Origin of the sequence: Sphingomonas azotifigens NBRC 15497 (assembly GCF_002091475.1) — a bacterium.
In the GTDB taxonomy this organism is placed as follows: domain Bacteria; phylum Pseudomonadota; class Alphaproteobacteria; order Sphingomonadales; family Sphingomonadaceae; genus Sphingomonas; species Sphingomonas azotifigens.
Genome location: NZ_BCTR01000050.1, coordinates 47,631 through 69,929, shown reverse-complemented (window position 1 = coordinate 69,929; position 22,299 = coordinate 47,631). Strand labels below are relative to the sequence as shown.

Sequence of the window (22,299 nt, the reverse complement as noted above, 5' to 3'; positions counted from 1 at the left end):
GGGGGGGGGGGGGAAATCCCGCTTCGGCCCCCTCCACCACCGCCTGCGGCGGCGGTCCCCCTCCCCCGGAGCCTTGCTCCGGGGGAGGAAACCCGCGTGGCGGCGGCGGCCTGGGCTCAGGCGGCCACGCGGTTCCACGGCATGCGCTGCAGCGCCATCCCCAGCCCGCACCAGCCGCTGCCCCCCGCAAAGGCCAGCATGAACCCGAAGAACCCGGCCGCGTAGAAGCCCGGCACGAACCCCGCCAGCCCGGCGAGCGTGCCGGCCAGCACCAGCAGCCCGACGATCATCTGCACCTGGCGGAAGATCGACACGCGCGGCGCACCAGCGCCCGCCACCGGCAGCCCGGCGGCGGCCCAGGCCTCGATCCCACCGTCCAGATTGCGCACCCGATCGCCGACGACCTGCTCCGCCAGCGCACAGGCCCGGCCGCCGCGCGTGCCCTTCTGGCACTGGAAGATCAGCAGCCGGTCGGCCGGCAGATCGGCATCGGCCAGCAGCGCCGGCAGGCTGCCCAGCGGCATCGAGGCGGCGTACGGGATGTGGCGCGCCCGGAACTCGTCGGGCTCGCGCACGTCGATCAGCAGCGCCGCGCCGCTGGCGAGCAGGCGGTGCGCCTCGGGGGCCGAAATCGTCGCGGTCATGCGTCTTCCTTTCCGCAGAAATGGGCGTGGAGCACCGCCATCAGGTCGTGCGCGGCAGGGTGGGTGATCGAATAGAAGAGCGTGCGATGCTCGCGCCGCGCGGCGACGATGCCCTCGTCCTTCAGCTTATTGAGATGCTGCGACATCGAGGTCGGCGCGATGCCCGTCGCTTCGATCAGCGCCCCGACGCTGCGCTCCCCCTCCACCAGCGCGCACAGGATCATCAGCCGGTGCGGATTGGCGAGGCCGGAAAGCAGCGCGGCCGCGCCCGCGGCCTTGGGCGCCATCGCTTCCATCAGGGGATTCACGGACAGACTTGTGTTCATTCCATCTATATATCAATTCATAGATGTACGAATCAATAAGGAGTTGCCCGATGGCGAAGGATTATCGCGCGCTGACCCAGGATATTTCCGCCTATTCCGCCCAGCTGCGCAAGCTGGCGCCCGAAACGATGGCGGGTTTCCACGCCATGGCGAAAGCGGCCGGGGCGGAAGGGGCGGTGGACGCCAAGACCAAGGAGCTGATCGCACTGGCGATCGGCGTCACCCAGCGCTGCGACGGCTGCATCGGCTTCCATGCCAAGGCATTGGTCGGCATGGGCGCGAGCCGCGCGGAGATCGCCGAGGTGCTGGGCATGTGCGTGTATATGGGCGGCGGCCCGGCGCTGATGTACGCTGCGGACGCGCTGCGGGCCTATGACCAGTTCGCCGAATCGGGAGGCTGACGGACAGCGACGGAGCGCCTGTCAGTCGTTGGCGCGCGCCCGCGCTTCGAACAGGGCGCGCTGTGCCGCGAATGCCCGCTGGAATGCCGGACGCGCCTCGCCGCGGGCGATGTATGCCACCAGTCGTGGCTGTTCGGGCAGCATCGGCGCGCGTTCGAGCCTTCGTAGCACGCTGATCATCAGCAGGTCCGCAGCCGTGAAGCCGCCTTCCAGCCAGTCGCGCTCGCCCAGCCGCGCGGCAAGCTGGGCGAGGCGGGTGCGGACGCGCTCCTCCAGCATCGGCTGGCGCGCCGCGAACCAGTCCGCGTCCCGCTCGAGCATCCGTGCCATCGCCCATTCGACGATCGGCGGCTCGATCGTGCTGACTGCGGCGAACATCCAGGCGAGCGCGCGGGCGCGGGCATGCGGGTCCGCGGGCAACAGGCCGGGGTGGCGCTCGGCGAGGTGCAGCACGATCGCGCCCGACTCGAACAGCGTCAGCCCGTCTTCCTCGAAGGCGGGGATCTGGCCGAAGGGCTGGCGGGCGAGATGCTCGGCCCCCTTCATCGTCGCGAACGAGACGCCGCGCACGGCGTAGGCCAGGCCCAGTTCCTCCAGCGCCCAGCGCACCTGCATGTCGCGCGCGAGGCCGCGCCCGCGATCGGGCGAATCCTCGAAAACGGTGAGCGTGATCGGCATCGGCAGCGACTCCGCGGGCGGCGGGACGAGGCTAGCGCAGTGGGAGGGCGTGCGGAATGCGCTTCCGCTTCGCGCCGCGGCATGATCTAAGGGGCGCGTCGTGCTGGGAGGGTGCGTGATGTTGCTGGCCGCGTTGCTGTTCGGATTGCCGCTCCAGGACCGGGTGGCCGCACCTGCCGTCACGGCTAGTGCCAGCGCCACCGTCGATGCGCCGGAGCAGGCGGCGAACGGCAGCCAGCGCTGGTCGGTGCTCGCCAACCCTTGCGCCTCGGCCCAGACCAATGGCGATCAGATCGTGGTGTGCGGCAAGGACGTCGATGCGCCGCGGCTGCCGCTGCCGGAGGAGCGCGGTCCACCCGATCGGCCCCGGCCGAGCAATCCGGACCTTACCGGCATCGGCGCCCTGAACGCCAGCTCCGCGCCGTGCGCGACGCAGATGGGAGGCTGTATCGTGGGCGTCGACCTCTTCGGCGCGGCGACCACGCTGGTGCGCGGCGTCGGCAAGGTGATCAGCCCGGGCAGCTGCTGCGATGAACCGGGCGAATCGACCAATTTCTTCAAGCTGGTCGGCGATGCCGGCAAGGGGGTTGGCCGGGCGTTCAGGAAGAAGCCCGACAAGTCGAACCGCGTGCCGATCGACCTTGACGATCCGGTGCCGTTCCGCTCATCTCCAGCAGTACCGCCCACTCCTCCGGCCGCACCGGCGTCACCGACAGGCGCGACTGGCGCACCATCTCGAGGTCCTTGAGCCGCGGTTCGGCCTTGATCTCGGGCAGGGGTACGGGCTTGGCGAGCGGCTGCAGCGCCTTCACTTCCACGCTTGCCCATTTGCCGTCGTCGCCGTCCGGCTGCCAGGCGCGGGTGATCTCCATGATCCCCACCGCGGCCTTCTGGATGTTCGAATGGTAGAAGATCGCCTGGTCGCCGGGGACCATGTCCTTCAGGAAATTGCGGGCGGTGTAGTTGCGCACGCCGTTCCATTCGGTGCTGCCGTCGCGCACCAGGTCATCCCAGCCATAGACGTCGGGTTCGGAGCGAAGGATCCAGTAGGCCATGTCGCCCGTTACCCAGCTAAACCGCGGCTGAATAGCCGGTTCCGCACCGATTAAGCCGCGTTTCCGTACGAGGAGGCATCGGCGCCGCCCGACTCGCCGGCGCCCGGAGGTGAGGAGAAGTAGGATGAACCATCTGGCCAAGAAGCTGGTGCTGGGCATCGCCGCGGGCGCGAGCCTGCTCGCCGCCGCCGCGCCCGCCCAGGCGCAGGACTGGCGCTGGCACCGCCATTATTACCGCGACCGTGGCGGCGACGCTGCCGGGGCGGCGCTGGTGGCGGGCATTGCGGGGCTGGCGATCGGCGCGGCGATCTCGAACGACCATCGCTATGATTACGACCGCCGCTTCTACCGCGAGCGCGGCTATTATCCGACCGACGGCTATTGGTATCGCGACAATTACCCGCGCTATCGCTACTATGAATATTGCAACGTGCGGCGGGTCTGGGATCCGTATCTCGAACGGCCGGTGCTGGTCCGTTACTGCGATTAGCGGATCGGGCGCGCGATCATCTCTTGAGATGGGTCGCGCGCGACCACCGAACGGGTAGGATGGCGCCATGGCACCTTCCGAATCGCTCGATCCGGCCGATCCCTATGCGCGATCCGCCCAGACCTTCCCGGTCCTAACCCCCGAGATGGCGGGGCGGGTCGCCAGCTTCGGCAGCGAGGAGGCGCTGGCCGACGGCGCCATGCTGTATCGCAGGGGCGATCGCAGCGTCGATTTCTTCCTCTGCCTCGCTGGCGGGATCGAGATCATTGATATTGATTCGGAAGGCCACCAGCACCCGGTGCATACCCATCTACCCGGCCAGTTCACCGGCGAGCTCGACCTGTTCAACGACCGCAAGATCCTGGTGAGCGCCCGCGCGCTGCCGGGCACGCGGGTGGTGCGGATCGACCGCCTGTCGTTCCGCCGGATGATGGCGGCCGAGCCCGATATCGGCGAGATCGTGATGCGCGCCTTCATCCTGCGCCGCGTCGGGCTGCTGCGCCACAGCGATGCCGGCGTCGCGCTGGCCGGGCCGGGCCACGGCGCCGACATGGGGCGGATCGAGACTTTCCTCACCCGCAACGCGATGCCGCACCGGCGGATCGATACCGACACCGATCCGGACGCCGCAGGGTTCCTCGAATGCTTTGCGCTGACCGAAGCCGACCTGCCGGTGGTGGTGCTGGAAGGCCGCGTGCTGCGCAACCCGGCCAATGCCGCGCTTGCCGATGCACTCGGGCTCGCGACCGCGCTCGATCCCGCCCATGTCCACGACCTTGCGGTGGTGGGGGCCGGGCCGGCGGGGCTGGCGGCGGCGGTCTATGCCGCCTCCGAAGGGCTGGAGACGATCGTGATCGAGGCGGTGGCGCCCGGCGGGCAGGCGGGGACCAGCTCGAAGATCGAGAATTATCTGGGGTTCCCCACCGGCATTTCGGGGCAGGCGCTGGCCGGCCGCGCGCAGGTGCAGGCGCAGAAGTTCGGCGCGCGGCTGCTGGTATCGCGCTCGGTGGTGCGGATCGAGTGCGAGGAGCGGCCGCTGCGGCTCCATCTCGACGACGGCGCGACGCTGCAGGCGCGCGCAGTGGTGGTCGCGACCGGCGCCCGCTACCGCAAGCTCGACCTGCCACGCTATGCCGAGCTCGAAGGTAACGGCATCTATTATGCCGCCACCGCGATGGAGGCCGGGCTGTGTGCCGGCGCCGAGGTGGTGGTGGTCGGCGGCGGCAATTCGGCGGGGCAGGCGGCGGTCTTTCTCGCCCGGCACGCGGCGCACGTCCATGTGCTGGTCCGCGGCCCTGGCCTCGCCGCGACGATGTCGCGCTACCTGATCGACCGGATCGAGGCATCGGAGCAGATCACGCTTCACCCCTTCACCGAAGTCACCGCGCTGGAAGGCGAGCGCGCGCTGACCGGGCTCGAATGGACCGATCGCACGACCGGCGCGGTGGAACGCCGCCCGGTGGGCGGGCTGTTCGTGATGATCGGCGCGGTGCCGAACACCAGCTGGCTCGAAGGCTGTGTCGATCTCGACGGCGGCGGCTTCGTGCGCACCGGCAGCGGCGAGACCTATTTCTGCTCGTCGGCGCCGGGCGTGTTCGCGGTCGGTGATGTGCGGTCGGGGTCGGTCAAGCGCGTCGCCTCGGGCGTGGGCGAGGGATCGGTGGTGGTCTCGGCCATCCACCGCTATCTTGAACCGGCGGCCGAATGACGGCATGAGCCGGGCATGAGCGATACCCCTCCCGATCGTCTGTCGGTCAACCCGAGCAGCCCCTATTTCGCCCGCGAACTGCTGGAGCGCGGCGTCGGCATCAAGTTCAAGGGCGTCGAGCGCCGCGATGTCGAAGAATATTGCATCTCCGAAGGCTGGGTGCGCGTCGCGCTCGGCAAGAAGACCGATCGCAAGGGCAACCCGCTGACGATCAAGCTGGTCGGCCCGGTCGAGGCGTGGTTCCAGAGCGGCGGCGAGGCGGCTGCGGCCGAGGGCGAGGAAAGCGCCGAGGGCTGATCTCGAGGGTGGCGGCTGCCGGACGCCGGCAGCCCGCCCGTTCGCTTCAATAGCCTACGTCGAGGACGACGATCGCCAGTCGCCCGTCGATACGGCCGGCCAGCGTCACGTTGCCGCCGGGCCAATCGACCCCGTTCGCGGCGGCGATGGCAAACACATCCATCCGGATGGCGAAGAACGGCTCGAACGTCTTCGCGAAGGGGCGGGTGACCAGCGTCTCCGCCGCCTTGGCGTCGCGCCACGCCGAAAAGCTCCATCCGGTGCCGATATAGCGGAGCGCCGACCCGCTGGGTGGCACGGCAGTGGGTTTCTCGACGACGCGCCGCGCGTCGCAGCCGATCGGGCGGAGCCGGGCATTGGATAGCGTGCGCCCGACATAGTCCACGTCCAGCACAAGGCAGCTGCCGTCGCTACGCTTGAGATTGAGCGGCAGAAAGCCGAGCGCCCATGCATCGACGAAGCGCGTGCCTGGGGTTTCGGCGATCGTGTAGGCGCCGACCACCTTCGCGTGGGCCTTCGCGGCATTGGCATAGCCGGGGAGCAGGCGAATGCGCCGCTCGACTGCGGTGCGATCGAGCGGTTCGATGTGGGGCATGCCCGGTTCCGCCTGCGGCGCTACCGCCGGCCCGGCCGTGCCCGTGAAGCCGGCAGGCGGCGTGAACTGGGCGATCGACGCGGCAGGGGCGAGCAGGCCTGCGACGGCGAGGAGGCAGGCGCGCCGTTGGATTGTCGCTACGCTGCCGAGAGCTGCAGTGGCGTTGGGAGCGGGGCGCAGCGCCGAAGTCAGCGTGCGGGCTGCGAGTCCTTTGAGCGCCTGCATGATCCCCTCCGTCGCTCGCCATCGTGTGGGGGTACGCTCGCATGGGTGGGGCGGGAGAAAAAGGGGCTTTTGTGCCTTTGCAGTCGTTCCCTGTTCCTTCTGGGAAGCAGCCGTCAGGCCGGGATTCGCTTGCCGGTCAGGCCCCACCCCAACCCCTCCCCCGAAGGGGAGGGGCTTTTGGGGGCTCAGATCGCGCTCTTCACCATGCCGTAATGGTGCCAGGCGAAGATCGCCGCGGCGCCGCGGTGCGGGCGCCACGCCTCGGACCAGGCGCGGGTCTGCTTCTCGCTCGGGCGCTCGGGATGGCCGAGGATGCGGCCGATCTCGATCTGCACCGCCAGGTCGCCGGCGGGCCAGATGTCCGGCCGGCCTTCCGCGAACAGCAGATAGATCTCCGCCGACCAGCGGCCGATGCCCTTGATGCGGGTGAGTGCGGCGATCGCTTCCTCGTCGTCCTGCGGCAGTGCGGCGAGATCGAGCGTGCCGCTGGTCACCTGCTCGGACAGGCTTCGGGCATAGCCCATCTTCTGCCGCGACAGGCCGGCGCTGCGCAGCAGCTCGTCGCTGGCCGCGGCCAGCAGCGCTGGGTTTTCGGCATCGCCGAGCGCCGCGTCGAGCTTGTTCCACACCGAGGTGGCAGCGGCGACGCTCACCTGCTGGCCGACGATCGTGCGCAACAGCGTCGCATAGCCGCGCTCGCGGATGCGCGGGGGCGGATAACCGGCGCGTTCCAGCGCGGCAGCGAAGGCGGGTTCGAGCGCTGCCAATGCGTCGATCGATCCCTTCAGCTGGTCGGCGGTCAAACCCATGGATTGCTTCCTTGAAACGGGTGCGGTTCACCGGCATGGACGCGGCAAACCAAGGAGATGCAGATGCCCCAGCTTACGGTCGTGACGCGTGACGGAACCGAACGGACGGTAACCGGCCAAGCCGGTCTCAGCGTGATGGAAGTGATTCGCGACAATGGTTTCGACGAGCTGCTGGCGCTGTGCGGCGGCTGCTGCAGCTGCGCCACCTGCCATGTGCATGTCGACCCGGAATTTGCGGACAAACTGCCGACGATGAGCATGGACGAGGACGATCTGCTCGACAGCACGAGCGATCGCGACGCGACCTCGCGGCTGTCGTGCCAGATCCCGTTCACCGATGCGCTGGACGGTCTGCGCGTGCGGATTGCTGCCGAGGATTGAGGATGGGCGGGGGGGGCGGCGGGTACTGCCACCCCCTCCGTCATCCCCGCGAGGGCAGGGATCCATTCGCCTGCGCGCTGGGGGCAGGAACCGCGGCTTCAGCGCCAATGGATTCCCGCCTTCGCGGGAATAACGGAAGGGCGAGTGGGGGTCACCGCGCGACCGTCTGCCAGACGCGGACATACTCCACCTCCATCCGCGCCGGGAAGGCGGCGGGGTCGATGCCATGGGTGCCGCCCCAGCCGCCGACCGCGACGTTGAGCAGCAGATATTGCGGCTTGTCGAACGGCCAGGTGGCGGGATCGCCCTTATGGTCGTTGTCGAAGCGCATATAGGCATGGCCGTCGACGCCGATCAGGATGCGGTCCCTGGTCCAGTCTAGCTGATAGGTATGGAAGGCGGTGCAGGCGTCCGCCACCTGGGTGGTCGCACCCTTCTGGGTGTGCTGGGCGTGGTTATAGGCGCCGGTATGGATGGTGCCGTGCACCGTCTGCGGATCCCAGCCGACCAGTTCCATCACGTCGATTTCGCCGAGCCGCGGCCAGCCGGCCTTGCCGTCGGTGCCGAGCAGCCAGATCGCCGGCCACAGCCCCTTGCCGCAGGCGAGCTTGGCGCGGACTTCGATAAAGCCATAGGTCCAACTGGCGAGACCGCGGGTGAGCAGGCGCGCGGAGCTATAGTCCTGGCCGCCATAATCGGGCTCGCTCGACAGCCGCTCGCGGCGTGCCTCGATGACGAGATGACCGTTCTCGATCCGCGCATTCTCGGCGCGGTTGGCGGCGTAATATTGCAGTTCCTGGTTGTACCAGCCTTCGCGGTTGCGGGCGGTATCGTACGTCCAGCGCTTGGTATCGGGCAGGCGGCCGGAGTCGAACTCGTCCGCCCAGACGAGTCGCGCGCCCTTGGGGATGGCGATCGATTCGTCGGTGGCGGCGGGCACGGGCGGCAAGGCGGCGGTCTGCGCGACCGCCGCTGCCGGCAGGAACCAGGCTGCGGCGGCGGCCGCATGGGCGAGCCGCCGCGCGCGCATCACTTGGGCGAGAGCACCATCAGCATCTGACGGCCTTCCATGCGCGGATAGCTTTCGACCTTCGCCACTTCCGCCGCATCCTGCTGGACGCGCTGGAGAAGCTGCATGCCGAGCTGGCCATGCGAAAGCTCACGGCCGCGGAAGCGCAGGGTGATCTTCACCTTGTCGCCTTCGCCGATGAACTTCAGCACGTTGCGCATCTTCACGTCGTAATCGTGATCGTCGATGTTGGGACGCATCTTGATCTCTTTGATCTCCTGCGTCTTCTGGGTCTTGCGTGCGAGGTTCGCCTTCTTCTGCGCCTCGTACTTGAACTTGCCGACATCGAGGAACTTGGCGACGGGCGGATCGGCGTTGGGCGACACTTCGACAAGGTCGAGCCCGACCTCGGCTGCCTGCGCCATCGCCTCACGCGTGTACATCACGCCAAGGTTTTCGCCGTCCTGGTCGATCACGCGAACCTTGGGCGACTGGATGAATTCGTTAAACCGCGGCCCGTTCAGCGGCATCGCGGGCGCCATCGGGCGCCGGGGCATGGGAGAACGTATAAGACTGGCTCCTGTAGTTGATCAGCGCCCTATATAGACAATTACTGTCCCGGAGAGAAGGTCCCTCCCGCACCATTCTGTGGCGGCGGTGCGCGGCCCATGTCGCAGATCGCCGGAAAAACCCTTCGTCCTCCGCCATGTAGCTGATCCTGCGTCTATAATGGCCTGGACGCCGGCGGACATTTCCGGGTGCCGGCCTTGCGGGGAATACCATGCAGCGACTGTTTCGTGCGGCGGCAAGTCTTGCCGCGATGACTCTTGCCGGCCATGCGCTGGCGCAATCCACCACCGGCGAAGCGCAGGGCAAGGCAAGCGTCGGCGTGACGGCCGGCTCGCTGGGCGTGGGGCCGGAGATCGGCTACCGCTTCAACCAGCATGTCGGCGTGCGCGCCAATGGCGGGTTCCTGGGTGTCGACCACAGCTTCAGCTCGGGCGGCATCGAATATGACGGCCATGCCAAGCTGTCGTCGGCAGGCGTGATCCTCGACGTCTATCCGCTGGGCGGCGGCTTCCGCATCTCGGGCGGCGCGCGCTACAACGGCACCGACGGCAATGTCCGCGCGACGCCGAACGGCCCGACCAGGATCGGCAGCCTGGTGTTCACCCCCGAGCAGATCGGCACCATCACCGGCCGCGCCGACCTGCGCGAATTCGCGCCGCAGCTGACGCTCGGCTATGGCGGCAAGCTGCGCAAGGGCCTGGCCTTCACCGTCGAGGCAGGCGCGCTGTTCCAGGGCGCGGTGCGGATCCGCGACTTCACCTCGAACGGCACGCTGGCGACCGATCCGACGATTGCCGGCACCACCTACCGCAACGAACTCGCCAAGCAGCGCCAGAAGCTGCAGGATTCGGCGAACGACTATCAGGTCTACCCGATCCTGCAGTTCGGGCTGAAGTACCGCTTCTGAGGCTGGCGCGGGCGGCGCCTTCGCGCGCCGCCCGCTCAGTCCAGCGTGTCGAGGCGTATCGTCACATCCGGGAAGAGCAGCGGCGCGACCGTGTCATGCGCCTCATATTCCTCGACATCGGTGTAGACGCCGTTCTCGGCCGCGCGGTGGATGCGGATCGTCTGGCGGACCGCGTCGACCACCCAATAGTCGCGCACGCCATGCCTGGCGTAGAGCGGCGCCTTGACGCGCAGGTCGTACGGCAGGGAGCTGTCCGCCACTTCGATCAGCAGCAGCACGTCGGGCCCGCCGATCTCGCGCATCCTCGTGCCTTTGGGAACGACCAGAAGATCCGGCTCCACCAGCGTATCCGGTGCCAGCGTCAGCGAGGGAGCGGGATAGACGCGGACCGCGTCCGGCAGGCCCCGGGCCAGCGCCCAGTTCAGCTTGCCTTCCATGATCGAATGCCAGCTTGCCTTGGCAGCCGCCATCGGCACCACCTCCCCCTCGATCAGCTCGAGATGCTCGTTCTCGCGCAGCACGCCGGCGGCCGTGAGATCGTAGACCTCGTCGACCGTCAGACGGGCAGGGAGGAGGCCCCGGCGCACGTTCTGGAACAGCGTCATGGGCTGAGGATAGCAGCTTCTCGATTATGGCGCGAGGCTCGTCGCCGACGCTCCCCTCCCGCGTGCGGGAGGGGTCGGGGGAGGGTGTGTGCTGAAAGCCGAGCATGCGGCGGAAGAAGGAGCCCTTTTGCGCTCTCCGCGCCATCGCGGCGTGTCGCCTGCTACCCTCTCTCACCCTCCCCTAACCCCTCCCGCAAGCGGGAGGGGGACTTGAGCGTCGGTCAGCGCAGATCCGGTGCCAGCGCCTCGGCCTTGAGCCGCGCGATCGCCTCGTCCAGCGTCAGCATGGTCTGGCCCTGGCTGCCGAGCACGCGGAGCGCGACGGTGCTCTCCTCCGCCTCGCGCTTGCCGACGACCAGCAGGTTGGGCACCTTGGCCAGCGAGTGCTCGCGCACCTTGTAGTTGATCTTCTCGTTGCGCAGGTCGCTCTCGACGCGGATCCCCGCCGCCTGAAGCTTCGCCACCACCTCACGGGCATAGTCGTCGGCATCGGAGACGATCGTCGCGACCACCGCCTGCACCGGGGCGAGCCAGGTCGGCAGCTTGCCGGCGAAATGCTCGATCAGGATGCCGATGAAACGCTCGTACGAGCCGAAGATCGCGCGGTGGAGCATCACCGGGCGGTGGCGCTCGCCATCCTCGCCGACATAGGACGCATCGAGTCGCTCGGGCAGCACCCGGTCCGACTGGATGGTGCCGACCTGCCAGGTGCGGCCGATCGCATCGGTGAGGTGCCATTCCAGCTTGGGCGCGTAGAAGGCGCCTTCGCCGGGCAGTTCCTCCCAGCCATATTCGGGCGTCGCCAGGCCGGCGGCGACGACGGCGTCGCGCAGCTCGTTCTCGGCCTGGTCCCACATCTCCTCGGTGCCGAAGCGCTTCTCGGGGCGCAGCGCGAGCTTGATCGCATAGGTGAAGCCGAAATGCTTGTAGACCCGGTCAGCGAGCGCGCAGAACGCCTTCACCTCGTCGACGATCTGGTCTTCGCGGCAGAAGATGTGGCCGTCGTCCTGAGTGAACTGGCGGACGCGCATCAGCCCGTGCAGCGCGCCGTGCGGCTCGTTGCGGTGGCAGCAGCCATTCTCGACCAGCCGCATCGGCAGGTCGCGATACGACTTGATGCCCTGCTTGAAGATCAGGATGTGCGCGGGGCAGTTCATCGGCTTGAGCGCCATCCACTGCGCGTCCTCGGACACCATCGGACCCTCGTCCTCGATGTTCGGGGTCTCGTCGGGGATGACGAACATGTTCTGGCGATACTTGCCCCAGTGGCCGGACTGCTCCCACTGGCGCGCGTCCATCACCTGCGGGGTCTTCACTTCCTTGCTGCCCGCGCCGTTGACCGCGCGGCGCATATAGTCCTCGAGCACGCGGTAGATGACATAGCCATTGGGGTGCCAGAACACCGAGCCATGGGCCTCCTGCTGGAGGTGGAACAGGTCCATCTCCGCGCCGAGCTTGCGGTGGTCGCGCTTGGCGGCCTCCTCCAGGCGCGTCAGATGCTCCTGGAGCTGCTTCTTGTTCAGCCAGCCGGTGCCGTAGATGCGGCTGAGCATCGCGTTCTTCTGGTCGCCGCGCCAATAGGCGCCCGACACGCGGGTCAGCTTGAACGCATCCGCCGCCACCTTGCCGGTGGAGGCGAGGTGGGGCCCGCGGCACATGTCGAGCCAGGCGTCCTCGCCCTTGCCGGCGCGGTAAACCGTGAGTTCCTCGCCCTCGGGGAGTTCCTTGGCCCACTCGGCCTTGAAGGTTTCCCCTTGCGCGGTCCAGCGCGCGATCAGGTCGGCGCGCGACCAGACTTCGCGGATCAGCGGCTCGTCGCGCGCGATGATGCGGCGCATCTCCTCCTCGATCGCCGGCAGATCCTCCTCGGTGAAGGGGCGGTCCTTGGGGGCGAAGTCATAGTAGAAGCCGTCGTCGGTCGACGGGCCGAAGGTGATCTGCGTGCCCGGGAACAGGTGCTGCACCGCTTCGGCGAGGATATGCGCATAATCGTGGCGCGCGAGTTCGAGCGCGTCGGCCTCGTCCTTGGCGGTGACGAGCGCGAGGTTCGCATCGCCCTCGAACGGACGGCCGATGTCGCGCAGTTCGCCATCGACGCGCGCGGCGAGCGCCGCCTTGGCGAGGCCGGGGCCGATCGCCGCGGCGATGTCCGCCGGGGTAGTCCCCGGGGCTACCTCGCGGACGGAACCGTCGGGCAGCGTAATGCGGAACATCTCGGACACGGGAAGAACCCCTTTCATGGGTGTGGAATGGAGAGCGGCTTATGCCCGCGCGGGTGCGATATAGGCAAGCGCTCGCGAAAAGGGGATGGGGCGGGGGGGGGGGATTTAGGGGTGCCGCCCTTCTTCTCCTCCCCCTCTCCCTCCCACTGCCTGCGGCAGCGGGCCCCTCCCTCCCCCGCGAGGGGGGAGGGGTTGGTAGCGAACGCTTTGGGGTGGCGCGCCCGGCCCGGCCAGCATAGCCTGCCGGCATGGACGCCAGCCACCACATCGTCGCCATCCTGCCCTGCCGCGACCTCGACGCGAGCACCGCCTTCTATCGCCGGCTGGGGCTGGAGGTGGCCAGCGACTATGGCTATTATCGCATCCTCGCCGACGACCGCGGCTGGCACCTGCACCTGCGGCACGAGCCGAACACGCCCCAGGCCCCGGACAATCCCTTCGGGCTCTACCTCTATGTCGAGGATGTCGACGCGGTGGCGGATCGGGTGCGCGAGGCGATTATCCAGCCCGGCACGCCGCACGCGATGTCGTGGGGGACGTACGAGTTCGCGGTGTCTGATCCCGATGGCGCGCTGGTGCGGGTTGGGCGGGTGCTGGAGAGGTGAGCGGCTTTCCCGCTATTTGCGGAAGGACGGTTTGAGACTCATGGCGTTCAATATCGAAGGCGTTTGTTGCTTCTGCTCGCAGCCCGTCGAGCGTGGAGACGTAGATCCATGCTGGCTATCCATCGCCACTAATGGAGAAGGGAACCAGTCTTGGCCGTGTCATGCTGCCTGCTATCTCGAACGTTTGGGTGACCTGCCTTACGCGCGGGAATTGTTTGAGCCCGACTAACATTCTAGCTTTCAAACATCTCCCGATACGCAAACAGCCCCGGCACGCCGCCGGTCATGACGTACAGCACCGCCTCGCCCGCCCGAAACGTGCCGCCCCGGATCGCCGCTAGCAGTCCGGCAAAGGCCTTGCCGCTGTAGACGGGGTCGAGCAGCAGGCCCTCGGTGCGGGCGAGCAGTTCCACCGCTTCGCGCATCGCATCCGTGGGGAGGCCATAGCCGGGCCCACGCTGGCTGCCGTCGATCGCCACCTCCGCCGCCGTCACGCCGCCCGGCAGGGCGTTGGCGGCGAGCGTCGCCTGGGCGAGTGCCAGCGTCTCGGCATGGGCGCGCTCGGGGGTGGCGAGGACGGCGTAGGACATGACGCGCGTGACGTCCGCGCCTGCCGCCGCCATGCCGGCGGCTAGGCCCGCATGGGTGCCGGTGCTGCCATTGGGCACGACGATGCGGGCGAAGCGCTCGCCCAGCGCGGTTTCCTGCGCAAGGATCTCCCAGGCGCAGGCGACATAGCCGAGCGCGCCGACCGACGACGATCCGCCCGCGCCCACCACATAGGGTTTGCGCCCCTCCGCCCGCAGCGCCTCGGCGCGGACATGGGCGAAGGCGAGCGGATCCGTGTCGCCGGACACGCGGTGGACGGTCGCGCCGAAGATCGCGTCGAGCAGCAGGTTGCCGTTGCGGCGATAGTCGGCGTCGTGGCGCGGGACGACATCGGCCAGCACCAGCTCGCAGGCGAGGCCCATCCGCGCCGCGGCTGCCGCGCTCAGCCGGCAATGGTTCGATTGCAGGCCGCCGGTGGTGACGAAGGTGTCGCACCCTTGCGCGATTGCGTCGCCGAGCAGGAATTCGAGCTTGCGCAGCTTGTTGCCGCCGCCGCCGATGCCTGCCACATCGTCGCGCTTCACATAGATCCGCACGTCGGTGCCCAGCGCCGCCTCCAGCCGCGCCAGCCGCTCGATCGGCGAGGGGTGGGCGAGCAGCGCTACCGCGCCGTGGCGCGCACGCAGCGCGTGCGGATCGGGGCTCATGCGACCCCGAACGGGACGACGTGGTTGGTCGAGATGTGCCCGACCGCGCAGCGGCCGAGATAGGGGACGCCCATCTCCTTGCACCAGCGCAGGATCATCTCGTCCACGGTCTCGCCGAAGGGCGGGTCGTTCTCGGCGATCGCGGTGACCGCCCCCAAGCGGATGCCGGCGATGCCCTTCAACTGTTCGGCATGGGCCATGTTGAACAGCATCCGGTCGATCCGGTAGAGGGGCTCGTCCACTTCCTCGATCATCAGCACATGGTCGGTGAGGTCGGGCAGGTACTTGCTGCCGATCAGCGACGTCAGGATCGCGAGGTTGAAGGCGGCGGCGGGGCGGCCATCGGCGAGCGCGGGGTCGAGCCCGCGGCGGTCGCGTTCGATCAGCCAGCCGAGCGCCCAGCCGGTATCCACCCCGGCATCGTTCTTGCCGATGCTGCTCGCCATCGAGGCATGGACCGGATGGCCGATGCCGCGGGCGTAGAGCGCGCCGAGCAGGAAACCCATGTCGGAGAAGCCCATATAGGTCTTGCGCCGCGCCGCCTCGCCGAGGTGCGGCATCACCGCGTCGAGGATGCGGTTCGAGCCATAGCCGCCGCGCGCGAACCAGATCGCGTCGATCGTCGGATCGTTGGCGAACTCCAGGAACGCCGCCGCGCGCTCGGCATCGGTGCCGGCGAAATGGCCGGCCGAGAGATAGCATTGCGGGTGGAACACCACCTCATGCTCCGGGTAGGTGAGTGCCATGAACGCCGCCATGCGGGCAGACGATTCCCGGGTGACTGGCCGCGCCGGCGCGACGACTCCGATCCGCATATGCTTGTATGGTCTCCTCGAATTGCCGATAGCGTGCCCATGCAGCATGGCAAAGCAACCTTCTTCGTAGGGATCGGCGGTTCGGGGATGATGCCGCTGGCGATGATCCTCGCCGGCCGGGGCGCCCGGGTCTCGGGTTCGGACCGCAGTCTCGATGGCGGGCGGCTGGCCTCCAAGTTCGACTGGCTGCGCTCGCGTGGGGTGGACCTGTTCCCCCAGGACGGCAGCGGCGTGCAGTCGGCCGAGCAGGTGGTGGTCGCCTCCGCCGCGATCGAACCGACCGTGCCGGACATGGTGCGCGCGGCCGAACTGGGCTGCGCGCGGATGTCGCGGGCCGAGCTGCTGGCGAGCCTGTTCAACGCCTCGCCGCTGCCGATCGGCGTGGCGGGGACCAGCGGTAAGTCGACCGTGACGGGGATGATCGGCTGGATCCTCCATGCCTGCGGGCGCGACCCGACGGTGATGAACGGCGCGGTGATGAAGAATTTCGCCACGCCGGACGCGCCCTTCGCCAGCGCGCTGGTGGGGGCGGGGGATGCCTTTGTCAGCGAGGTGGACGAGAGCGACGGCTCGATCGCCAACTATTGGCCGCGGATCGCGGTGCTCAACAATGTCAGCCTCGACCACAAGTCGCTGGAGGAATTGCGGCTGCTGTTCGGCGCCTTTGCGGGCAAGGCGGCGACGACGGTGGTCAATGTCGGCGATGCCGAGAGCGCGGCGCTGGCGGTGGGGCTGGATCGCGGGCGGACGCTGACCTTCGCGGTGGAGGGCGAGGCGGATCTGATGGCGCGGAACCTGGTGCCGGAGGCCTTCGCGATCGGCTTCGATCTGGTGAGGGGCGAGACGGTGCGCCGCGTGCGGCTGCAGGTGCCGGGGCGGCACAATGTCGCCAATGCGCTGGCGGCGATCGGCGCGGCGACCGCGGCGGGGGTGCCGCTGGAGGACGTATGCGCGGCGGTGGAGGGCTTCACCGGGCTGCGGCGGCGGTTCGAGCTGGTCGGCACGGGCGGCGGCGTGTCGGTGATCGACGATTTCGGGCACAACCCGGACAAGATCGCGGCGACGCTCGATACGCTGCACGCCTTTCCCGGCCGGTTGCTGCTGCTGTTCCAGCCGCATGGCTATGGCCCGCTCAAGGTGATGCGGCGCGAGCTGGTCGCGATGTTCGCGACCAAGCTGGGTGCCGAGGACCTGCTGGTGCTGCCGGACCCGGTCTATCAGGGCGGCACCGTGGCGCGCGAGGTGACCAGCGCGGACATCGTCACCGATGTCGCGGCGACCGGCGCGCAGGCGCTGCACATCCCCGGCCGCGAGGCGGCGGCGGCGCATCTGGTGGCGCAGGCGCGGCCCGGCGACCGCATCGTGGTGATGGGCGCGCGCGACGACACGCTCAGCCAGCTGGCCGAAGACATGGTGGCGCGGCTCGGCACGTAAATTCCTCCCCGGAACGGGGAGGGGGACCGCGCGGCACCGCCGCGTGGTGGAGGGGCCGCGCCGAAGGCGCGGGTTTCCTGGACAGGGCTGGACACCGCCGCGTGCGCGGCGGCCCCTCCACCATGTGCTGGCGCACATGGTCCCCCTCCCCGTGCCGGGGAGGAATTGTGCACGTCAACCACGCTGGACATTATATACATGACAAAGCATGAGGAACAAGCCGCACACGCGGGGCATGACAAGCCCGTGATTGAAGTTACTCAGGAGATGGTGGAGGGGGCTTACGAAGCCTTCAGGATATTGCTGCCTGATCAGGAGGAGGTCTTGACTCTTCAACAATCGAAGGATCTCCTTCGACAAATTTTAGAGTCTGCCATGTCGCATGGAGAGGTGCTCCCAGCACCTCAAGTTCCTCGTTCAAGTCATACATTAGCACAAGGTAATCACCGATGGTAATCTTCTCGCCAATTATCATTCCATTTTGAGCATGCCCAATCCTAGTGCCCATCCATTCGCCAGACGGCGCGTTTTCACTATTCAGATTTACAGTTCCTGAATGTGATATTGCGTTCCTAACTAACCTTGCGAAGGCGCAATATGGCGGCCATGAGTGATAATTGGTGCCGTAATTGCATTTTAACCAGTAAATGTATGGATCAAATGCCAGGACAAAAAGACCTGAAAATATGTCATGCATAAACCCGGAATGATTAGTGTCAAAATAATTGGACTTCCTTGATGCTAGATGTCGCTCCGTCTTGCCCCAATGGATCGATGATCCGATTCGATTGGATCGAAACATTTCGTACGCCCCTTCGAAATTCATAATTAGATTAAAGGGGATAGTATTTCCGCTAAGGTGAATATTGGGGTTTGGGCGGTAAGGAAATGCGGCTTTGGCGTGCACAGCCAAGAGCATCGTCATCTGCCAAATTTGACGGTAAAACCGGGTTCGCTCGATTTCAAAGAGGTAGCTATCTGCCATGACTGACACCGACCATCAGAACGAAGACGACGTACTCCGCCGAATGCTGAGCACGCCTCCTAAGCCGCATGAGGCGCCAAAAGAGTCAAGGCCAGGAAAGCGGGCACAGGAACGCCCTAAGACTTCCTAGGGTGTTTACGCTTCCTGCCTAGAGCCGGATGTTTAGGCTGCGAGGCCAGCAGTCCGCCGATATGTGAGCCTCTTACCGGCGATACCGCGCAGTGCGATTTCGCAGCGTTCGTCATCATTTACGCCCAGAGCCGCGCGATGCGAGTAGCGGAAGTCGAACTCGCGAAGATAGCGCTGTAGGTGCTGCGACCCGCAGTGCTGATACACGCCACGCATGCCGCGTTTGAAGATGCCGAAAAAGCCTTCGATTGTGTTCGTGTGGATGTCGGTGCCCTTGCGGACGTACTCACCGCGAGCGTGCGCTACCGACTGGTGGCCGCCATCAAAGCGCACGCCAAGGCCGCGATAGTGGCGCGCTTCATCCGTCAAAATGCGGCTGTCCTTCGCCACATGCTGCTCAAGGATCGGCGCAATGCTCTTGAGGCTGAAATTGCCGGTGAACACGACCGAGGTGGCGCGGCCGGTGACGCGATCAACCAGCGACACAATTTTGTTCATGTTGTGGATCGCCATGCGGCTCTCGCCAGGAACGCGGCCGATAAAGGTTTCATCCACCTCGACCGTGCCGCCGTTGCCGCCCATTGGACCGTTGTCATCGGGCACCATCGCTTCGCGGATACGGTGGGCCATAAACCACGCGGTTTTGTAGGTCACGCCAAGCATGCGGTGTAGCTGGTGGGCCGAAATACCCTTCTTGCTCGCGACCATAAGGTGCGTTGCGAGAAGCCACTTGTTGAGCGGAACCTTGCTGTCGGCGAAAACCGTGCCAACCGTCACAGTGAACTGCCCACGGCACCCGTTGCACTGAAGAACGCCAGCGCGAAGCTTGCCTTCGGGGTGCGCCTTCGACGGCTTGCCGCGCTGGGCCGGGAGCCGCTTCACTTCCACCGAACCGCAGTGCGGGCACACAGGGCCTTCAGGCCAGCGCAGCGCTTCAAGATGCTCGCGCGCCGCGTTCTCGTCGGTGAAATGGGGAGCGGTGAGGTTCGTCATGCGGATTATATACCCGCATCATGGGTGCTTTGTAAAGTACATAATGTCCACCACGCTTGACATGTAAAGCGTGGTTGACGTAAAGCTCGCTTGTCAAATCGAACAGGGAGCTTTCCATGCAGCTGAAAACCCCCGCCGCCCGGCGCTATCTCAAACGCTTCGTTCCGGCGATGATCGGCTATGTCGTCACGGTCATGACGACGAGCCTTGCGGTTGCCTGGTTCCAGCCGACCGGCGCTGCGTTGATCGCGCTCTCGATCCTACCGGCGATCGCCATCATCGCCATGCTCGCGGTGATCGGGCTGTACGTCCGTGAGGAAACCGACGAATATCTGCGCCAGCGCATCGTCACCGCGATGCTGTTCGGCATTGGCGTGGTGCTCGCCGTCTCCGCGGTGCTGGGTTTCCTCCAGATCTACCATGCGATCGGCCAGATCGACGTGTTCTGGGCGTTCCCGATCTGGTGTGCGAGCTGGGGCGCCGCGCAATGCCTGATGACCTGGCGCGACCGGGTAGGCGCCGACGCATGAACAACCGCCTCCGCGTGCTTCGCGCCGAGCGTGCGTGGAGCCAGCAGGATCTCGCCGAACGGCTCGAGGTCTCGCGCCAGAGCGTCAACGCCATCGAGACCGGGCGTTACGATCCCTCGCTGCCGCTCGCCTTCAAGATTGCCGACCTGTTCGGTCTCGCGATCGAGGAGATTTTCATGAACCCCGCCAAGGAGCAGGACCGATGATCCGCGCCCTCTGCTTTGCCGCTTCCCGCGTCTCCACCACCCGCTGGCTGGCCATGGCGCTGGCGATCGCCGTCGCCAATGCCTCGGGCCACAGCCATGGCGCGCTCGCGCCGGTAACTGCTGCCGATACGCTGGTGCAGATGGACCATATCTCGGTGCAGGTCGTCGGCCGTGGCAGCCCGGTGGTGCTGATCCCCGGATTGTCGAGCCCGCGCGCCACCTGGGACGGCGTGGTCCCCGAGCTGATCAAGAACCACCGCGTCTATCTGGTACAGGTCAACGGCTTCGGCGGCGACGATCCGCGTGGCAATGGGCAGCCGGGGATCCTCGACGGGATCGTCGCGGACCTCCACACGCTGATCGCCGGGCGCAAGCTCGGCGCGGTGCCGGTCGTCGGCCATTCGATGGGCGGGCTGGTGACGCTCCGGCTGGCGCGCGAACACCCCGAGGATGTGCGCAAGGCCCTGATCGTCGACGCGCTGCCGTTTCTCGGCGTGATCTGGGGCGGGTTGCCGAACGCGGACGCCGCCAAGGCCCCCGCCGAGATGATGCGCGCGCAGATGGCGGGGCTGTACGGCAAGCCCTTCCCGCCGATCCTGGCCCAGTCGATCGCGCGGCAGAATGCGCTGAAGCCTGGCTCGCAGGACACGGTCGCCGGCTGGTCGGCCCAGGCCGACATGCGGGTGAGCGGGCAGGCGATCTACGAGGACCTGACCACCGACCTGCGGCCGGCGCTGCCCAGGATCGCCGCGCCGATCACCGTGCTGGTGCCCTGGACCGACGCGCGCGGCGGCGAGGAGAAGGTGCTTGGCCTCTACCGCGCGCAATATGCCGGTGCGCCGAACGTCACGATCCGCGGCGTCGGCGACAGCGGCCACTTCATCATGCTCGACCAGCCGGCGGTGTTCGAGCGGGCGTTGATGACGTTCCTGGCGGCATAACCCCCCCTCCCGCTTGCGGGAGGGGATGGGGGAGGGTGTGACGTGGAGGTTCTTTCTGAACCGTCGTCTCCCGCGAACCTCACGCACCCTCCCCTAGCCCCTCCCGCAAGCGGGAGGGGCATGAGATAGGGCTTAGCGCGCGTCCTGCTGGCAGCGTTCGGGATGCTTGCGGCATTCCTTCTCGCGCTTGCGCATCTCCCGGCCGCGGTTGCGGTCGGCTTCGTCCTGGCTGGTCGTAGTCCAGTCGACCGCCTTGGCCCCGGCCTTGACCGGCAGGGTCACGACATTGGCGGCGGTCTTCACCACGCATCCCCCCGCGAGCAGCGGCAGCATCAGCAAGACGGGGAGGATACGCATCGAATAAGCCTTACTTGCCGTTGGTTTTCAGGAAGCTATCCCGAGCCGGCACGCCGATGGAAGGAAAATCGGTGAAGAAGCCGTCGATCCCGGCCTTGAGGAACGCCGTGATCTCCTCCGCGAGCCGGCCGTGCGCGGCGGGATCGGTGCCGACGCGATAGCTGGGCATCAGGAAGAAATTCTCGGCGCGGAAGGTCCAGGGGTGGAGCTTCAGGCCCGCGGCATGGGCGTCCGCGACCAGCGTCGAGGGCGTGCCGTCGGTGGCGAGGATCTGGGTCAGCTCCGGGCCGATGCCATAGGCGTATTTCGCCACGGCCTTCAGGCCCTCGGGCGTCGCCATCTCCTTGTAGCTGGCATAGGCGCGATCCGCCGGACCTTCGCTACCTGCCATCAGCTGGATCAGCGGCACCTTGGTCATCGTGTGGAGCTGCTTGAGGTTGTTGACCTCGAACGACTGGATGAACACCGGCGCATCGGCGCGGTCCCAGCCCGCGGCCTTGAGCTTGGCGACCAGCCGCGCTTCGAGGGGCAGGCCGATCGAGGCGAAATAGCTCGGGTGCTTGGTCTCGGGATAGATGCCGATCGTGCGGTGGAGGCGCGCCGATTCCTTCTTCGCCAGCGCGATGATCTCGTCGAGCGTCGGGATCGTCGCCTGGCCGTCATAGGCGGTGTTGCCCGGGCGGATCTTGGGCAGCCGCTCCTTGGCGCGCAGCGTCTTCAGCTCGGCAAGGGTGAAGTCCTCGGTGAACCAGCCGGTGATCGTCTGGCCGTCGATCGTCTTGGTGGTCTTGCGATCGGCGAACTCGGGATGCGCCGCCACGTCGGTGGTGTCGGTGATGGCGTTCTCGTGCCGCGCGACCAGCTCGCCATCCTTGGTGGGAACGAGATCGGGCTCGATGAAATCGGCGCCGGTGTCGATCGCGCGCTGGTAGGAGAGCAGCGTGTGTTCCGGCCGCTCGCCGCTGGCGCCGCGATGGCCGATGACGACGATCCGGGGCATGGGGCGGGGCATGGGCTTCTGCATCGCATGATCCTGTCCGAAAGCGGCGGCGGGCGCCAGCAGGGCCGTCGCCAGTAGCATCCATCTCGTCACGAAACTCTCCTTCGGCTAGGCGGTTAGGCAGCC

General features: G+C 67.2%; 27 protein-coding genes. 11 read left to right on the top strand and 16 right to left on the bottom strand.

From position 1 onward, the window contains the following. Window positions 1-116: 116 nt before the first annotated feature. Both SAZ01S_RS16130 and SAZ01S_RS16125 read right to left on the bottom strand, forming a co-directional pair. Entirely contained in the window at window positions 117-644 is a 528-nt protein-coding gene (locus SAZ01S_RS16130) for a rhodanese-like domain-containing protein (RefSeq protein WP_084583298.1), read from the bottom strand. Beyond that, on the bottom strand, window positions 641-931 hold the full coding sequence (locus SAZ01S_RS16125; RefSeq protein ID WP_245824942.1) for an ArsR/SmtB family transcription factor: 291 nt from the start codon (window positions 929-931) through the stop codon (window positions 641-643). Before SAZ01S_RS16125 ends, SAZ01S_RS16130 begins: the two co-directional genes overlap by 4 nt. Window positions 932-1,020: 89 nt before the next feature. On the opposite strand from SAZ01S_RS16125, the gene SAZ01S_RS16120 reads away from it, so the two are divergent. Beyond that, entirely contained in the window at window positions 1,021-1,371 is a 351-nt protein-coding gene (locus SAZ01S_RS16120) for a carboxymuconolactone decarboxylase family protein (protein ID WP_084583296.1), read from the top strand. A gap of 21 nt (window positions 1,372-1,392) precedes the next feature. Here SAZ01S_RS16120 and SAZ01S_RS16115 read toward each other — a convergent pair whose 3' ends face one another. Next, a complete protein-coding gene (locus SAZ01S_RS16115) occupies window positions 1,393-2,307 on the bottom strand; it encodes a glutathione S-transferase family protein (RefSeq protein ID WP_245824940.1) in 915 nt (304 codons plus the stop codon). 341 nt (window positions 2,308-2,648) lie between these two features. Next, window positions 2,649-3,104 carry an EVE domain-containing protein gene (locus tag SAZ01S_RS16110; RefSeq protein ID WP_084583295.1) on the bottom strand — a complete coding sequence of 152 codons (456 nt, stop codon included), beginning with the start codon at window positions 3,102-3,104 and terminating at the stop codon, window positions 2,649-2,651. 124 nt (window positions 3,105-3,228) lie between these two features. On the opposite strand from SAZ01S_RS16110, the gene SAZ01S_RS16105 reads away from it, so the two are divergent. The 3 genes from SAZ01S_RS16105 to SAZ01S_RS16095 all read left to right on the top strand — a co-directional run bounded on the left by SAZ01S_RS16105 (window position 3,229) and on the right by SAZ01S_RS16095 (window position 5,599). Further along, complete coding sequence (locus tag SAZ01S_RS16105) at window positions 3,229-3,594, top strand: hypothetical protein (RefSeq protein ID WP_084583294.1); 366 nt, start codon at window positions 3,229-3,231, stop codon at window positions 3,592-3,594. Between the two features lie 67 nt (window positions 3,595-3,661). Beyond that, window positions 3,662-5,302 carry an FAD-dependent oxidoreductase gene (locus SAZ01S_RS16100; RefSeq protein WP_084583293.1) on the top strand — a complete coding sequence of 547 codons (1,641 nt, stop codon included), beginning with the start codon at window positions 3,662-3,664 and terminating at the stop codon, window positions 5,300-5,302. Between the two features lie 15 nt (window positions 5,303-5,317). Then, on the top strand, window positions 5,318-5,599 hold the full coding sequence (locus SAZ01S_RS16095; protein ID WP_084583292.1) for a DUF3297 family protein: 282 nt from the start codon (window positions 5,318-5,320) through the stop codon (window positions 5,597-5,599). A gap of 46 nt (window positions 5,600-5,645) precedes the next feature. On the opposite strand, the gene SAZ01S_RS16090 is transcribed toward SAZ01S_RS16095, so the two are convergent. Further along, complete coding sequence (locus tag SAZ01S_RS16090; RefSeq protein WP_084583291.1) at window positions 5,646-6,419, bottom strand: hypothetical protein; 774 nt, start codon at window positions 6,417-6,419, stop codon at window positions 5,646-5,648. A 185-nt stretch (window positions 6,420-6,604) separates the two neighbouring features. After that, entirely contained in the window at window positions 6,605-7,228 is a 624-nt protein-coding gene (locus SAZ01S_RS16085; protein WP_084583290.1) for a DNA-3-methyladenine glycosylase family protein, read from the bottom strand. A 63-nt stretch (window positions 7,229-7,291) separates the two neighbouring features. On the opposite strand from SAZ01S_RS16085, the gene SAZ01S_RS16080 reads away from it, so the two are divergent. After that, window positions 7,292-7,609 (top strand): 2Fe-2S iron-sulfur cluster-binding protein, encoded by a 318-nt coding sequence (locus SAZ01S_RS16080; protein ID WP_084583308.1) that lies wholly within the window; start codon window positions 7,292-7,294, stop codon window positions 7,607-7,609. Window positions 7,610-7,760: 151 nt separating this feature from the next. Here the strand turns inward: SAZ01S_RS16080 and SAZ01S_RS16075 are convergent, their stop codons facing one another. Continuing rightward, window positions 7,761-8,639 (bottom strand): glycoside hydrolase family 16 protein, encoded by an 879-nt coding sequence (locus SAZ01S_RS16075; protein ID WP_084583289.1) that lies wholly within the window; start codon window positions 8,637-8,639, stop codon window positions 7,761-7,763. Continuing rightward, the gene (gene infC / locus SAZ01S_RS16070) at window positions 8,639-9,175 is read right to left on the bottom strand and encodes a translation initiation factor IF-3 (protein WP_029623153.1); all 537 of its coding nucleotides are present in this window, start codon (window positions 9,173-9,175) and stop codon (window positions 8,639-8,641) included. The genes SAZ01S_RS16075 and infC overlap by 1 nt, the downstream gene beginning before the upstream one ends. Before the next feature lie 224 nt (window positions 9,176-9,399). Here infC and SAZ01S_RS16065 point away from each other — a divergent pair, with 224 nt between their 5' ends. Beyond that, the gene (locus tag SAZ01S_RS16065; RefSeq protein ID WP_084583288.1) at window positions 9,400-10,095 is read left to right on the top strand and encodes a hypothetical protein; all 696 of its coding nucleotides are present in this window, start codon (window positions 9,400-9,402) and stop codon (window positions 10,093-10,095) included. A gap of 35 nt (window positions 10,096-10,130) precedes the next feature. Here SAZ01S_RS16065 and SAZ01S_RS16060 read toward each other — a convergent pair whose 3' ends face one another. Together SAZ01S_RS16060 and thrS are read right to left on the bottom strand one after the other, a co-directional pair. Further along, on the bottom strand, window positions 10,131-10,700 hold the full coding sequence (locus SAZ01S_RS16060; RefSeq protein ID WP_084583287.1) for a Uma2 family endonuclease: 570 nt from the start codon (window positions 10,698-10,700) through the stop codon (window positions 10,131-10,133). 221 nt (window positions 10,701-10,921) lie between these two features. Next, entirely contained in the window at window positions 10,922-12,913 is a 1,992-nt protein-coding gene (gene thrS, locus SAZ01S_RS16055) for a threonine--tRNA ligase (protein WP_174596134.1), read from the bottom strand. A gap of 257 nt (window positions 12,914-13,170) precedes the next feature. On the opposite strand from thrS, the gene SAZ01S_RS16050 reads away from it, so the two are divergent. Beyond that, complete coding sequence (locus tag SAZ01S_RS16050) at window positions 13,171-13,527, top strand: VOC family protein (RefSeq protein WP_084583285.1); 357 nt, start codon at window positions 13,171-13,173, stop codon at window positions 13,525-13,527. Between the two features lie 233 nt (window positions 13,528-13,760). On the opposite strand, the gene SAZ01S_RS16045 is transcribed toward SAZ01S_RS16050, so the two are convergent. Together SAZ01S_RS16045 and SAZ01S_RS16040 are read right to left on the bottom strand one after the other, a co-directional pair. Beyond that, window positions 13,761-14,783 carry a D-cysteine desulfhydrase family protein gene (locus tag SAZ01S_RS16045; RefSeq protein ID WP_084583284.1) on the bottom strand — a complete coding sequence of 341 codons (1,023 nt, stop codon included), beginning with the start codon at window positions 14,781-14,783 and terminating at the stop codon, window positions 13,761-13,763. Next, on the bottom strand, window positions 14,780-15,598 hold the full coding sequence (locus tag SAZ01S_RS16040) for an LD-carboxypeptidase (protein WP_084583283.1): 819 nt from the start codon (window positions 15,596-15,598) through the stop codon (window positions 14,780-14,782). Before SAZ01S_RS16040 ends, SAZ01S_RS16045 begins: the two co-directional genes overlap by 4 nt. Before the next feature lie 39 nt (window positions 15,599-15,637). On the opposite strand from SAZ01S_RS16040, the gene SAZ01S_RS16035 reads away from it, so the two are divergent. Continuing rightward, window positions 15,638-17,032 carry a UDP-N-acetylmuramate--L-alanine ligase gene (locus SAZ01S_RS16035; protein ID WP_084583282.1) on the top strand — a complete coding sequence of 465 codons (1,395 nt, stop codon included), beginning with the start codon at window positions 15,638-15,640 and terminating at the stop codon, window positions 17,030-17,032. A 292-nt stretch (window positions 17,033-17,324) separates the two neighbouring features. On the opposite strand, the gene SAZ01S_RS23745 is transcribed toward SAZ01S_RS16035, so the two are convergent. Both SAZ01S_RS23745 and SAZ01S_RS16030 read right to left on the bottom strand, forming a co-directional pair. Then, window positions 17,325-18,017 carry a hypothetical protein gene (locus SAZ01S_RS23745; RefSeq protein ID WP_139810109.1) on the bottom strand — a complete coding sequence of 231 codons (693 nt, stop codon included), beginning with the start codon at window positions 18,015-18,017 and terminating at the stop codon, window positions 17,325-17,327. Window positions 18,018-18,179: 162 nt separating this feature from the next. Further along, on the bottom strand, window positions 18,180-19,139 hold the full coding sequence (locus SAZ01S_RS16030) for an IS1595 family transposase (RefSeq protein WP_084583281.1): 960 nt from the start codon (window positions 19,137-19,139) through the stop codon (window positions 18,180-18,182). A 116-nt stretch (window positions 19,140-19,255) separates the two neighbouring features. Here SAZ01S_RS16030 and SAZ01S_RS16025 point away from each other — a divergent pair, with 116 nt between their 5' ends. The 3 genes from SAZ01S_RS16025 to SAZ01S_RS16015 are packed head-to-tail and all read left to right on the top strand — an operon-like array spanning window position 19,256 to window position 20,816. After that, window positions 19,256-19,669 (top strand): hypothetical protein, encoded by a 414-nt coding sequence (locus SAZ01S_RS16025; protein ID WP_084583280.1) that lies wholly within the window; start codon window positions 19,256-19,258, stop codon window positions 19,667-19,669. After that, window positions 19,666-19,875: a helix-turn-helix transcriptional regulator gene (locus SAZ01S_RS16020; RefSeq protein WP_084583279.1), complete on the top strand. Its 210-nt coding sequence runs from the start codon at window positions 19,666-19,668 to the stop codon at window positions 19,873-19,875. The genes SAZ01S_RS16025 and SAZ01S_RS16020 overlap by 4 nt, the downstream gene beginning before the upstream one ends. Next, window positions 19,872-20,816: an alpha/beta fold hydrolase gene (locus tag SAZ01S_RS16015; protein ID WP_245824938.1), complete on the top strand. Its 945-nt coding sequence runs from the start codon at window positions 19,872-19,874 to the stop codon at window positions 20,814-20,816. The genes SAZ01S_RS16020 and SAZ01S_RS16015 overlap by 4 nt, the downstream gene beginning before the upstream one ends. Window positions 20,817-20,948: 132 nt before the next feature. Here the strand turns inward: SAZ01S_RS16015 and SAZ01S_RS16010 are convergent, their stop codons facing one another. Continuing rightward, a complete protein-coding gene (locus SAZ01S_RS16010; RefSeq protein WP_084583278.1) occupies window positions 20,949-21,173 on the bottom strand; it encodes a hypothetical protein in 225 nt (74 codons plus the stop codon). A 10-nt stretch (window positions 21,174-21,183) separates the two neighbouring features. Continuing rightward, complete coding sequence (locus tag SAZ01S_RS16005) at window positions 21,184-22,254, bottom strand: glycerophosphodiester phosphodiesterase (protein ID WP_084583277.1); 1,071 nt, start codon at window positions 22,252-22,254, stop codon at window positions 21,184-21,186. Between the last annotated feature and the right edge of the window lie 45 nt (window positions 22,255-22,299).